This window comes from Sphingobacterium shayense (assembly GCF_013179575.1).
GTDB lineage: Bacteria > Bacteroidota > Bacteroidia > Sphingobacteriales > Sphingobacteriaceae > Sphingobacterium > Sphingobacterium shayense.
The window spans coordinates 26,509-39,327 of sequence record NZ_JABMCQ010000008.1 but is presented as its reverse complement, the minus strand read 5'-3'; the positions used below and the strand labels follow the sequence as shown (position 1 = coordinate 39,327).

9 protein-coding genes are annotated in these 12,819 nt (G+C 45.1%); 6 read left to right on the top strand and 3 right to left on the bottom strand.

Annotated features, from left to right (window positions below):
* Window positions 1-7: 7 nt before the first annotated feature.
* From HP439_RS02260 to HP439_RS02250, 3 genes are read right to left on the bottom strand one after another with little or no spacing between them, the layout of a single operon-like run.
* Window positions 8-973 (bottom strand): alpha/beta hydrolase, encoded by a 966-nt coding sequence (locus HP439_RS02260; RefSeq protein ID WP_172388724.1) that lies wholly within the window; start codon window positions 971-973, stop codon window positions 8-10.
* Between the two features lie 12 nt (window positions 974-985).
* Window positions 986-1,993 carry a pectinesterase family protein gene (locus HP439_RS02255; RefSeq protein WP_172388723.1) on the bottom strand — a complete coding sequence of 336 codons (1,008 nt, stop codon included), beginning with the start codon at window positions 1,991-1,993 and terminating at the stop codon, window positions 986-988.
* Between the two features lie 6 nt (window positions 1,994-1,999).
* Window positions 2,000-3,640 (bottom strand): glycoside hydrolase family 43 protein, encoded by a 1,641-nt coding sequence (locus tag HP439_RS02250; RefSeq protein WP_172388722.1) that lies wholly within the window; start codon window positions 3,638-3,640, stop codon window positions 2,000-2,002.
* A 187-nt stretch (window positions 3,641-3,827) separates the two neighbouring features.
* On the opposite strand from HP439_RS02250, the gene HP439_RS02245 reads away from it, so the two are divergent.
* The 6 genes from HP439_RS02245 to HP439_RS02220 all read left to right on the top strand — a co-directional run bounded on the left by HP439_RS02245 (window position 3,828) and on the right by HP439_RS02220 (window position 12,805).
* Entirely contained in the window at window positions 3,828-4,574 is a 747-nt protein-coding gene (locus HP439_RS02245) for a rhamnogalacturonan acetylesterase (RefSeq protein ID WP_172388721.1), read from the top strand.
* A gap of 18 nt (window positions 4,575-4,592) precedes the next feature.
* A complete protein-coding gene (locus tag HP439_RS02240) occupies window positions 4,593-5,609 on the top strand; it encodes a zinc-binding alcohol dehydrogenase family protein (RefSeq protein ID WP_172388720.1) in 1,017 nt (338 codons plus the stop codon).
* A 398-nt stretch (window positions 5,610-6,007) separates the two neighbouring features.
* Window positions 6,008-7,666: a glycoside hydrolase family 28 protein gene (locus HP439_RS02235; RefSeq protein ID WP_172388719.1), complete on the top strand. Its 1,659-nt coding sequence runs from the start codon at window positions 6,008-6,010 to the stop codon at window positions 7,664-7,666.
* 21 nt (window positions 7,667-7,687) lie between these two features.
* Window positions 7,688-9,598 carry a glycoside hydrolase family 88/105 protein gene (locus HP439_RS02230; protein WP_172388718.1) on the top strand — a complete coding sequence of 637 codons (1,911 nt, stop codon included), beginning with the start codon at window positions 7,688-7,690 and terminating at the stop codon, window positions 9,596-9,598.
* A 61-nt stretch (window positions 9,599-9,659) separates the two neighbouring features.
* Window positions 9,660-11,177: a tagaturonate reductase gene (locus HP439_RS02225; protein ID WP_172388717.1), complete on the top strand. Its 1,518-nt coding sequence runs from the start codon at window positions 9,660-9,662 to the stop codon at window positions 11,175-11,177.
* A complete protein-coding gene (locus HP439_RS02220; protein WP_172388716.1) occupies window positions 11,159-12,805 on the top strand; it encodes a UxaA family hydrolase in 1,647 nt (548 codons plus the stop codon). Before HP439_RS02225 ends, HP439_RS02220 begins: the two co-directional genes overlap by 19 nt.
* Window positions 12,806-12,819 lie beyond the last annotated feature (14 nt).

The following is a 12,819-nucleotide window of genomic DNA, read 5'->3' as shown; positions in this document are numbered from 1 at the left end:
GAACCTTTTAATTGTTGGGGTAAGTTGTTAAAACCCGATTAAGAAAGGCTTCGATCTTTCTAACCATTGGGGTATACCATGGCTCGAAAAACCAGAAAGGGTGTGGGCTATCTGCGAACTCATGGACCTCGCTGTATACCCCGTATCGATCAAATTTTTTAATCATGTCGTCCCTTCCTGCATGAAAGCGGGGATTTGAGCTGTTTAAAAATAAGATTGGGGCGCTATTTGGAGAAACGTGGCTTAGTGCGGAAGCTTCATTCCAGTTCGAGGGACTTTCGGTGTAATTTCCTAAAAGCCAGGCTGAAGCGGATTTCCCTTCCGCAGATTCGGGGTGGTGAAAAGCAAGTATGCCATCAATGTTAACGACCGCTTGAACAGTGCTTACACTTGGTTCTCCCACACGCTGTTGGGCGAAGGTGGTTTTTCTATTGGTGGTGCCTAGAAGTGCCGCAAGTTGTCCTCCGGCAGAAGTGCCTAGCGCGACAATTTTACTTGTGTCTAGATTAGCTTGCGTTCCGGACTGCTTTAGCCAAGAAATAGCATCCTTGATATCCAGCACCGCAGCGGGATAAGGGGCTTCTGGCGTTAACCGGTAACTTACGGCGTAACAAATGTATCCCCTGTCCGCAAGATCTTTTCCCAGGGTATGCATCTGTGATTTTTCTCCGGAGCTCCAGCCTCCCCCGTGAATTAGAATAATTCCCGGATATTTTTTATTCGCCGAGTTTTTAGGAGAAAGGATGTCAAGAGTCAATGCTCTATCTCCAATTCTTTTGTAGGAAACACCATATTGTTCGTGAATACGACGGGAAACAGGTGCTTCTGCAATTCTAATGTAGGGCCGATATTGTATTTCTTTTCGGTAGGTTGTTTGAATCGTAAAGCTCGTATCGCGCGGATAGGACGGCTGTGAAAATACACTTAGAGGAATAAAAAGATAAGTTGCGGCGCTCAAAATTGTTTTCAACATGGCCATGTTCGTTTAGTGTTCTGGCGTCCAGCCCCTTAGTACTTTTTGTAGCGTATATTCGCTTAAGTCTTCTTTACGGAGCTTCGTGGCCCACATAACGCGGTCATTCGTATTGCCGTTGTCCGTTAATATACTGCCATACTCCGCATAAAGAGCAGTTCGCTCTTTGTTGGGGAAGTTCTTATCGCCAGGCCAAGCATGCCAGCCCGCAGCGGTGATATGTTTCCCCATTTTGGTATCTATAAACACAGTTTTGGCATGTGGTCGCCACGGCCTTCCAAGATACACTCGGTCGACCTGATCGTCTTTAGCCAGCAGCGAGCAATCTCTGAAAACAAAACCATAGGGTTCTTCTTCCTGCGTAGAAGCAGCCGTTATATAGGAATTTGCTAAACTCTGAATCTCACAGTCGAAAAAATAGGCTGTAGCGGCGCCGAATATAAAATCTGTTGTTCCGTTAATAAAACATTTTTCCAAATATACCCTGGATCCCCCCCGTGCTAGATAAAGGGTATCTTGGTTCCCAAGGATTCGGCATCGACGAATAGCGATGCGGTCTCCCTCCGTATGTAAAGCCACTCCTTGGCCGACCCTGCCAGAGGAATTTTGTACAGTTAGATCTTCAAGGGTACAATCGGACGCAGCGACCAACAATGTGTATGATGTATAGGTGCTGTAATTGGGGTCGCCCGTCACGTCAATGCCACGGAAGGGCTTCCCTGTATGGTCATTATTTGTGATGACGGTTCGCTCGGCACCATCGCCTCTCAGCGTAATATTCCGCTTGAAGGACGGAATGACAACTTTTTCATTATAGGTACCGGCCTTAATGTGGATAACAACGCGACGTTCTGCATGGTCACGAACCTTGTTTATCGCCTCTTGAATACTGGTGCAGTCGCCACTGCCATCTAAGGCAACGGTAAGTTCATATCGATTATCTGTGGTTTGCGCAATAGCGTGATGCGTTGAGTTTATCAGAAAATAAAGCGCTAGGGTTAAACATGTTAAAAACTTCATTTTTGACTAATTTAATGGTTCAACGTGAAACCAATCAACTTTAGCGTATCCACTGTCATTGATCGTCATATCGCGGCTGGCATAGAGCCCTACGGTTGCTCCGATCCATTTGCCAGCTCTAGCAGTAAACGCTTCTCCTACCCTTTTGTATTTCTTATCGTCTGTGCTGTAGAACCAGTTGCAAATTCCTCCCGGACGAACTTCTACACGTAAGTAGACATACCCCTCGCCAGGCAGGGACGCAATTAAGTTCGCGGATTCCGTTCCTCCGGTTAGCCCATTTTTACACGAACCGTAATAAAGGGCCTGTTTTCCTTTTTCACTCTTGATATATAACTGGCTGTAATCCTCTCCAATAATAGCAAAGCCGGCTCGTTCTTCATCAATTTTGTCGCTGCCAACCAGCTGAATTTTTGTGGTCGCTCGAAACGATTCGGCAGGAAATTTTTGCGTCAAGATATTTGGGACGTCAAGAAGGTTTGTTCCTTGGGCACTCGGAGTCTGTTTCGTGTAAAGAATTAAATTTCCTTGGCTAGACGGCATCAACCACGTGCCATCAGGATTGGCCTGCCATTGCCACTGTAGTCCTAACTGCACCGAATCAAATTCATCGGATTCCGCAGGGTTTTGTGGCGGATAGGTCTTACCTACATTTGGCTTTTTGTAGCTCAGGACGGGTTCTCCGGTACCTTTTTTACCGCGCTCAAGGCCGATCACAGGCCAATCGCTTTCCCATTTCATCGGTTGGAGATGCACGATGCGGCCGTAAGCCTCTTTATCTTGGAAATGGATAAACCAGTCCTCCCCTGTTTGTGTATCTACCCACGCTCCCTGGTGTGGCCCGTTCGTGGGGCTGCTACCTTGCTCCATTACTACTCTACGTTCATAAGGGCCATAAATATTTTTTGACCTTAACACTAGCTGCCAGCCCGTGGACACACCGCCGGCGGGTGCGAAAAGGTAATAGTAGCCGTTGCGCTTGTGCAGCTTAGGACCTTCAATTGTTGGATCAAGCTCGTGGCCGTCATAGACAATTTGCCCTCGGTCTAAGACTTTGGTTCCTTGCGGGTTTAGTTGAGCAATCGCTAAGACACTTTTGAGTCCCGCGCGACTTCCCGCGTAGGCGAAGGCTAAGTAATTATTGCCGTCGTCATCCCAGAACGGACATGGGTCGATTAGCCCCTTTCCCTGAAAAACCAATACAGGCTCCGACCACTTCCCTTTCGGGTCTGTGGTTTTTGTCATATAAATGCCGTAATCCGGGTCTGGATAGTATACGTAGAAACTCCCTTTATGGAAGCGTATAGCAGGTGCCCATACGCCATTACCGTGTTGTACTGCTGTGAAAACCTCAAGAGGAACCTGCCTAGGGAGTACGTGGTTGATAATCTCCCAGTTTACCAGATCTTTAGAATGCAGAAGTGGAAGACCCGGTGCGTGGTTAAAACTTGAAGCAACCATATAGTAGTCTTCACCCACACGAATAGCGTCTGGGTCTGAATAATCGGCGTGTAGAATAGGGTTTTTATAGGTGCCATTCCCTTGATCCGCTGACCAGACGGATGAAACATGCGCTTTTTGAGCCTGTAGATACTCACAAAATAATGCATAAAAAAGGATCGACAGCAGTAGATATTTTTTATTCATGGTGGCCTTTTAGATTTATTGTTGGTATACACAAGGTTACGTATTTTCGTAGATTTACCAAATAGTTAACCGCGCAATCGTTGCCGGCAACGATTGCGCGGAAAGATATGTATTCGTCAAAAAAAATACTGAAATTACACGTGTTTATGGCGTTGTGTCCATAAAGACAGGCGTAAACCTTATGATCATGCATCGAAAGATATCTATTCCTTTGTTTCTGCTATTAGTGGGATTTCTATTTTCCAGTTTTTTGGTTCTAAGAGATAAGCCGACCGTTTGGATGATTGGTGATTCCACCATGGCGATTAAGCAGCCCGATAAGTTTCCCGAAACGGGATGGGGCGTGGCATTCGCCGAAGCCTTTAATGGGCATATCGACATTGACAACCGAGCGCGCAACGGTAAAAGCACGAAGTCATTTATCCATGGTGGTTTATGGACACCAGTTGCCGATAGCATGAAACCAGGCGACTATCTGTTTATACAGTTTGGACATAATGATGAAAAAATCCATAAACCGTCGACTGGAGCGGGTATTGACGAATTCAAAAAGAATCTTGCTTTTTTTGTTCACACTGTACGTGAAGCCAAAGGTACCCCCGTGCTCTTAAGTCCAATTGCCAGGCGTAAGTTTCAAAACGGAACGCTTGTAGACACCCATGGGGCGTACCCTAAAGCGGTAAAGCAAGTGGCCGATAGTCTTGGGGTCACTTTTATCGACCTCACGGCGCTGACCTCCCAAATGCTTATAGAGGCGGGAGAAGAGTCATCTAAAGATTTCTTTTTACAGCTAACGCCAGGCGAGCACGAAAATTATCCTCAAGGTGTTATCGATAACACTCATTTGAATAGATTTGGGGCTAAAGCCGTCAGCGACCTAGTAATAACAGAACTGAAACGAATGAACGATCCGCTAGTGACGTTTCTAAAATAATAAAAACAACAGAATACGATGAGACAGTTAGTATGCCTAAAGCCGGGGAAGTTTGAATATATTGAAGTCGCCATCCCCGAGCCTTCAGCGGGGGAATCGCTGCTGAAAGTCAGAAAAATTGGGATTTGTGGAACAGATATCCATGCTTTCTCAGGAAATCAACCATTTTTTAGCTACCCTAGAATACTAGGCCACGAGGTTGCCGCCGAGTATATAAAGGGAGATGCGAAGGGTTTTTCTGTCGGCGACAAGGTAACCGTTATCCCTTATTTTACTAAAGGAGAAGACATCGCCTCACGAATGGGTAAGCCGAACTGTAGTAGTGATATGCGGGTGCTGGGCGTACATATAGACGGGGCTATGGCTGAGTATGTCGTCGTCCCCTCTTCGTCGGTGCGTAAGCTAGAAGGGCTTGATTTTGATGACCTAGTACTCGTGGAACCCTTATCGATTGGTGCCCACGGATTGCAGCGCGGTCAACTAACTGCAGGCGAAGACGTGTTGGTTATCGGTGCGGGACCCATTGGACTAGGGATTATCGCTTTGGCGAGTAAAGCAGGAGCTCGTGTTATCGCTTTAGATATGGACAAAAAAAGGCTAGCAATGGCCGCCTCGTTGGGCGCAGAGGCGGTAGTTAATGCTTTAGATGAAGATGTTCATCAACAAATAGCTGACCTTACTGGTGGCGATATGGTGCCCCTTGTTTTTGATGCTAGTGGCAGCAGAGTCGCCATCAATAATGCATTTTCTTTTATGGCGCACGGAGGCCGTTACGTATTGGTCGGACTACAGAAGCAGGAGATCACCTTTTCTCACCCCGAGTTTCATAAGCGAGAAGGGACTTTGATGAGCAGCCGAAATGCGCTTAGCTCGGATTTCGATTATGTCATGCAGCGCTTGTCGAGCGGGGACATTAAGTCAGCCCAGTTTATAACAAATAGAGTTCCTTTTGGTGAGGCGGCGAGCTTATTCTTGGACCCATCTCGTCCGCTGCTTTCCGGCATAAAAACGGTTATCGAGTTTGATAACGTTTAATGCGACGACCCATTTGGGTTAAAAATCTTGTTTCGCAATTGAGCGCAAACGTTATCGATAACGTTTGCGCTTTTAATTTTGACCTCCAGTACGCCTAAAGCGAAATTTAATGCCTAAATTTCCATTCAACCAGTTGATCAAAAGAAGATTGTAACTTTGTTATTATAAACCAGGGTTATTCACGAGCCGATAGATTTTCGCTATCGGTACGATAATACAACTACAATCATCAATATATAAAATGACGGGGTTGAAAGTGTTGAGAATGGAATTTGTTCACAGAACTATAGGAACTGCAGTCCGGTAACGATTGCATAGTTTTTCCTTGTCTTTGCTAGACAAAGGGTGTAGACTTGTGCTGCGAACTAACCAATTCCAGATATATGATGATTAAAAAGATGAAAACATTCGGAATGCAGCTTAGGGTATTATTTATCCTTATTTCGACAATGGGCATCACTCACCTGCAGGCACAGCAGCCACAAAGACCAACAATTAAACAGGTGAGTTTCCCCAGCGATACGCTGCAGATAACTTCTTTTGGAGCAAAAGGTGACGGTCAATTCATGAATACTGATGCTATTAATGATGCTATTGCTGCTGCTAGTAATAAAGGAGGGGCAGTGGTAAACGTACCAGCAGGATTATGGCTAACGGGACCGCTAGAAATGAAGAGTAACGTGAACCTGCATATCCAAAGGGATGCCGTACTATTGTTCTCGGATGACTTTGACCAGTATAAATTGGTAGAATCTAACTGGGAGGGCGAGCCTTCGTGGCGTAATCAAAACCCTATTTCTGGAAAAGATCTCGTAAATATAGCCATTACTGGCGCAGGAATTATCGATGGTAGTGGCGGTGCCTGGCGCATGGTCAAAAAGAGTAAATTGACCGAGTCGCAGTGGAAAAAGCTGGTTGCCTCAGGTGGCGTAGTGGATGCGAAAACGAATATCTGGTACCCTTCGGCGAGCTCAATGCGTGGTCAGCATGAAAATAAAAAAGGGACTATGTTGCCCGGACTTACAAAGGAAGATTTTATTGATGTAAAGGATTTTCTACGACCAAACCTACTGGTATTTACCTCCTGCAAAGGAGTGCTTATCGAGGGGGTAACAATTCAAAATTCTCCGGCGTGGAATCTACACCCATTGATGTGCGAAGATTTGACCCTTCGTCATGTTACTGTGCGGAATCCATGGTACGCCCAAAATGGTGACGGCGTGGATATTGAATCCTGTAAAAATGTGCTTGTTGAAGACTGTACCTTTGATGTCGGTGATGACGGTATATGCATAAAGTCAGGACGTGATAAAGCGGGTAGAGATCGAGCTATGCCTACCGAAAATGTAATTATCCGCCGTAGTGTAGTTTATCATGCACATGGTGGTTTTGTTGTAGGAAGCGAGATGAGTGGCGGAGCACGTAATATTTGGGTAGATGATTGTTCTTTTATTGGTACCGATATTGGTCTTCGCTTTAAGACAAAGCGCGGCCGAGGAGGACTGGTAGAGAATATATTTATCAGCAACATCAACATGGTTGATATTCCTGGAGAAGCAATTTTATTTGATATGTACTATGAGGCGGTCGATCCTGTGCCTATCGAAGGTGAGGAGCCCGCAGTAGTTAAAAAAGTGACGTATCCAGTGAGTGAAGAAACGCCTCGTTTTGCGAACTTCGATATCCGCAATGTTAGCGTTAGTGGCGCAGCAAAAGGGATATTCGTGCGCGGATTGCCGGAAATGCACATTAAAAATATTAACATGGAGAATATCAATATTGTTTCGGATAAAGGAATTGAAATTTCCGAGGCGACGGGTATAAGTCTGAAAAATGTGCAGCTGAAGGTTAGCCACAGTGCTCCACTTATCTCGATTGACAATAGTAAGAATGTTCATATTAATCAGTTGCGCCCTAGTGGTACAACGGAATTGTTGGTTAGCCTAACGGGTGAAAATAGTGAGGATGTGTCTCTTACAGAGGTTGACCTTAGCGCGGTAAAGAATAAGAGCGACATAGGTGCTGGAGTATCGAAAAGCGCATTAAAAGTCAATTAAATTTGTTAAGAAGAATAGATCATGAAAAGAAATATAATATTTACACTTTGTCTGCTTCTGCTAGGTAGTTTCGGATTTGCGCAGAACAAAGCAATTTCCGAGCGCATGGCGATTTCGGCTATGGAGAAGCAATTTAAAGGAACGCAATTTACAGACAAAACGAAAGGCCCGAAATGGACGTATGATATGGGCGTTGTGCTGGAGGGAATGGTAGAAGTCTGGAAGAATACAGGAAAACCTGAATATTTTAACTATATCCAGGCTTGGATGGATCAATTTGTGACTCCCGAAGGGGAACTTAAAAATTATGACCCTACAGAGTATAACATTGATCATGTGAAAAATGGAACATCGCTTCTTTTTCTTTATAAGGTAACTGGAAACCAAAAATATTTGAAGGCAGCAGACAAACTTTATGGTCAGCTGCAGTCCCATCCGAGAACCAACGAAGGAGGATTTTGGCACAAGAAAATTTATCCCTATCAGATGTGGCTCGATGGTTTGTATATGGGGCAACCCTTCTACACCGAATACGCATCGATACGTAATATCCCCAGTATATATGACGATGTGGTGAATCAGTTTGTGTACATGGAAAACCATGCGCGCGATGAAAAAACGGGTTTATTATACCATGGATGGGACGAGTCTCGTAAAGAACGATGGTCGGACCCTCAGACAGGTCTTTCTAAGCATTTTTGGGGACGCGGTATGGGCTGGTTCTCGATGGGACTGGTAGATGTGCTCGAATATTTTCCAACAGATCATCCTCGTCGCGGCGAGTTATTAGCAATTTTAGAGCGAACCTTAACAGCTGCCGCTAAATACCAAGACCCAAAGACTTCAGTATGGTACGATATCCTAGATTTAGGTACGCGTAAGGGAAACTATGTGGAAGCGTCCGCTTCGAGTATGTTTGTTTATGCTATGGCAAAAGCCGTGCGCCGGGGATATGTCTCCGATAAATTTGTCAAGAATATCGACAAGGGATACAAAGGTTTATTAAAAGAGTTCGTAACCGAAGATGGAGCTGATAAAGTTGATTTAAATCGCGTTGTCGAGGTTTCAGGCTTAGGAGGATCGAAGTACCGCGATGGCAGTTTTAATTATTATATGTCAGAGCCGATTCGGAAGAACGACCCTAAGGGAGTGGGAGCTTTCATACGCGCGGCGTCTGAAGTTGAATTTTTGCAAGGAATAAGAGGTAAGCACGCATATACAGTAACACTGGACAACTATTATAATAATGAACTTAAAGAATCCGCAGGTGGCGAGTTACTCCCCTACCACTACCTGTGGGACGGATGGGACAATAACGGTTTTGGTCTATTTGGCCGCCTTTTCGCTCAGCAAGGAGCGAAACTCCACACGCTTAAGGAGGCGCCTACTAGTGCCAACCTCGCTAAGAGTGACGTTTATATAATTGTGGACCCAGACACGGAAAAGGAAACAGAGAGACCCAACTATATGAATGAACAAGACGCTGGCCAAATCGAGCAGTGGGTGCAACAGGGCGGAGTACTTGTGATGTTGCTTAATGACGCCGGAAATTGCGAGATTGAAAAATTCAATACCCTAGCGCAGAAATTCGGTATAACCTTCAACCAAGACAGCCGTAATCGTGTCCAAGGGAATAATTACCAAACAGGGGGAATAAATATACCTGCAGGCAACAGTATTTTTAAGGACACCGAGAAAATATATATTAAAGAAATTTCGACCATAAAGGTCTCCTCTGGTGCGAAAACTGCTTTGGAAGATAATGGTGATGTTATCATTGCTACGGCCAAATATGGAAAGGGAACGGTGTTCGCCGTTGGAGATCCTTGGGTATATAATGAATATATAGACGGACGCAAGCTGCCTTCAGAGTACCAAAATTTTACGGCTACAACCGAATTAATAAGTTGGTTTTTAAAAAATGCCAAGTAGCGCATAGCAATGAGCAAGAATCATCTAAATAGATAAGAAAAATATAATACGGAATAATAACATGTTGCTTTCAAAAGAAAATGTAGAAAAAATTAATGTTCCTGGGATTGCACTACCGGCGGAAGAGTCGTTCGAGCTTCCTGAACGTGTGTTGCAGTTTGGCACAGGAGTACTGCTGCGAGGCCTTCCTGACTATTACATCGATAAAGCCAACAAGGAAGGAGTTTTTAACGGGCGAGTGCTGGTGGTTAAATCCACATCTTCTCAAGGTGCGGACGCTTTTGATAAACAAAACTGTGTTTATACCCTATGCATAAAAGGTATTCAGGACGGTAAACAGGTTATAAGCTACAATGTAAATAACGCCATATCACGCGTATTGGCGGCGTCTAACGACTGGCAGGAGATTTTACAATCGGCGCATAATCCGGAGCTCACGGTTGTGCTATCCAATACAACAGAGGTAGGTATCGTACTTAGTAATGATAGTGTTAATGACGAGCCTCCGGTTTCGTTTCCTGGCAAACTTTTAGCATTTTTATACGAGCGGTATAAATACTTCAAAGGCGATGGCGACAAAGGTTTGGTTATCCTTCCAACGGAGCTTATCACCGACAATGCGACCAAGTTAAAAAGCATCCTGTTGAATCTAGCAAAACAGAATCTTCTTGGCCCTGAGTTTGAAGGATGGCTGCTGCAAGCGAACGATTTTTGCAATACATTAGTGGACAGGATCGTTCCGGGGAAATTGCCCCTGGAACAACAACAACAAACAGAAGCGGAATTAGGCTACAACGACGAGCTCATGATCATGGCCGAGCCCTTCAGTCTATGGGCAATTGAAACAGGCTCGGCTAGGGTGCGTGAGCGTTTGAGTTTCGCGAGCGTCGATAAAGGCATCGTTTTGGTCCCTTCTATAGAAAAGTTTAAAGAGATAAAACTTCGTCTTTTGAATGGTACGCATACATTTAGCTGTGCAGCAGCACTCGGTAGCGGCTTTCAGGTGGTGAAGGAGTCGATGAGCAGCGACACTTTTAGTGTTTTTGTCAAAAATCTAATGTACAAGGAAATAGGTCCATCAATTCTAGATGCCTATATCGAACCTTCCGATGTAACGCAATTTGCAAGTAGCGTTATCGACCGTTTTAGCAATCCATTTCTCGACCATCGATGGGAGAATATTGCAATGAACTATACCTCGAAAATGAATATGCGCAATGTGCCACTACTAAAAAAATGGTACAATAAAAACATGGCATCACCAGCCTACATGGCTTTCGGTTTTGCCGCGTATATTAAATTCATGGATAGCAGTCTCGAAGAAGGCAAGTATATCGCGACATTTGGTGGGCAGCGTGTGGTTTTGCAGGACGAGTTCGCTTCCGTGTTACACGAATATTGGCGAGATAGCGTTACTGTAGTAGCGAAGGTGTTGCGTGAAGACAGCCTGTGGGGAATGGATCTGACGACCTATCCGGGATTTGAGGAATCCGTGACGCAATATCTGCAAGAGATTAACGCCGATGGCGTACTAAAGACAATAGAAAAGTTAAATATAGAATGGCAAGTAGAATATTAAAGATCCATCCCAAGGACAACGTGTTAGTAGCGTTGCAGGATCTATCTAAAGGAGAGCGGATCGAGTTTGAGGGGAGTGTGTATGAATTGCAGGATGCTATCGCCGCCAAGCATAAGTTTTTTATGCAGGACATGCAGGTTGGTAGTGAGATTTATATGTACGGTGTTCTTGTTGGTAAAGCACAGCATGATATACCTCGTGGAGGATTGATGACCACAGAGAATACCAAACATGCGGCCGACCCGTACACCTTCCGCCCGTATAATTACCATTGGGAGAAACCTGACGTGAGCCGCTTTGAGGGAAGAACATTCGCCGGTTATCAGCGCAGTGACGGGAGCGTCGGGACAGCGAACTACTGGCTTTTCATTCCTACAGTTTTTTGTGAAAACCGTAATCTCGACGTGATCAAAGAGGCGTTGTATAACGAGCTTGGTTACTCCGTAACGGGAAGATATCGCGACTTCACCCACGAACTTCTTGCGGCATATGCAGAGGGTGTCGATATCGAGAAATTAGATATCGAGAGCATCTCGGCGGTTAACCACAAGAAAAGCCGTGTATTTGAAAACGTAGACGGTATCAAGTTTTTAAATCACCAAGGAGGCTGTGGCGGTATTCGTCAAGACGCTGCGGTGCTCGGTAAATTGCTCGCCGCCTATGCTGACCATCCCAATGTTGCGGGTGTGACAGTACTTTCGTTAGGGTGTCAAAACTTGCAACTTAGTGATCTTATAAGTGATATTAAATCGCGGAACCCAAAGTTTGATAAGCCTCTTTTTGTCTTCGAACAGCAGCAATCGAAAAGCGAAGAGTCGCTTATAAAAGAAGCCATACAGAGAACTTTTGCCGGTCTGGTAGAGATTAATAAATTCAAAAGAGTACCTGCTCCGCTCTCTAAACTTACTTTGGGCGTAAAATGCGGAGGTAGTGATGGCTTTAGCGGTATTTCGGCAAACCCAGCAGTAGGATACACCTCCGATCTGCTTGTCGCTCTAGGGGGAAAAGTGCTTCTGGCGGAGTTTCCTGAGCTTTGCGGCGCAGAGCAGAACCTCATTGACAGGACGTTGGACCCTGAGGCCGCGAAGAAATTTATTCGATTAATGGGCGCCTATAGCAAGGCGGCAGAAGATGTCGGCTCTGGGTTTCACATGAATCCTTCACCGGGAAACATACGCGACGGTTTAATAACGGACGCTATAAAGAGCACCGGAGCAGCAAAAAAGGGGGGTACTTCTCCCGTGGTAGACGTGCTTGATTATACCGAGCAAGCGACGAAACCGGGACTAAATTTGGTATGCACTCCTGGTAACGATGTGGAGGCTACAACAGGTAAAGCGGCATCCGGGGCGACACTGATACTTTTCACCACAGGGCTTGGAACGCCAACAGGAAATCCGATATGCCCAGTAATTAAAGTGGCTACGAACAACGAGCTTACCCGCCGGATGGGTGATATTATTGATATTAATACCGGGCCAGTGATCGATGGAGAGAAGACCATTGAGCAAATGGGGGAAGAAATCCTCGAGTATTGTATTAAAGCCGCTAGTGGGGAGGTGATACCTAAAGCGGTACAGCTTAATCAGGACGATTTTATTCCTTGGAAACGAGGTGTTAGTTTATAATTTTATACAGACGT

Excerpts from the sequence above, each read along its gene's own strand:
- HP439_RS02250 (WP_172388722.1), bottom strand. The coding sequence starts at position 3,640 with ATGAATAAAAAATATCTACTGCTGTCGATCCTTTTTTATGCATTATTT.
- HP439_RS02255 (WP_172388723.1), bottom strand. The coding sequence starts at position 1,993 with ATGAAGTTTTTAACATGTTTAACCCTAGCGCTTTATTTTCTGATAAAC.
- HP439_RS02235 (WP_172388719.1), top strand. The coding sequence starts at position 6,008 with ATGAAAACATTCGGAATGCAGCTTAGGGTATTATTTATCCTTATTTCG.
- HP439_RS02220 (WP_172388716.1), top strand. The coding sequence starts at position 11,159 with ATGGCAAGTAGAATATTAAAGATCCATCCCAAGGACAACGTGTTAGTA.
- HP439_RS02230 (WP_172388718.1), top strand. The coding sequence starts at position 7,688 with ATGAAAAGAAATATAATATTTACACTTTGTCTGCTTCTGCTAGGTAGT.
- HP439_RS02225 (WP_172388717.1), top strand. The coding sequence starts at position 9,660 with ATGTTGCTTTCAAAAGAAAATGTAGAAAAAATTAATGTTCCTGGGATT.
- HP439_RS02260 (WP_172388724.1), bottom strand. The coding sequence starts at position 973 with ATGTTGAAAACAATTTTGAGCGCCGCAACTTATCTTTTTATTCCTCTA.
- HP439_RS02240 (WP_172388720.1), top strand. The coding sequence starts at position 4,593 with ATGAGACAGTTAGTATGCCTAAAGCCGGGGAAGTTTGAATATATTGAA.
- HP439_RS02245 (WP_172388721.1), top strand. The coding sequence starts at position 3,828 with ATGCATCGAAAGATATCTATTCCTTTGTTTCTGCTATTAGTGGGATTT.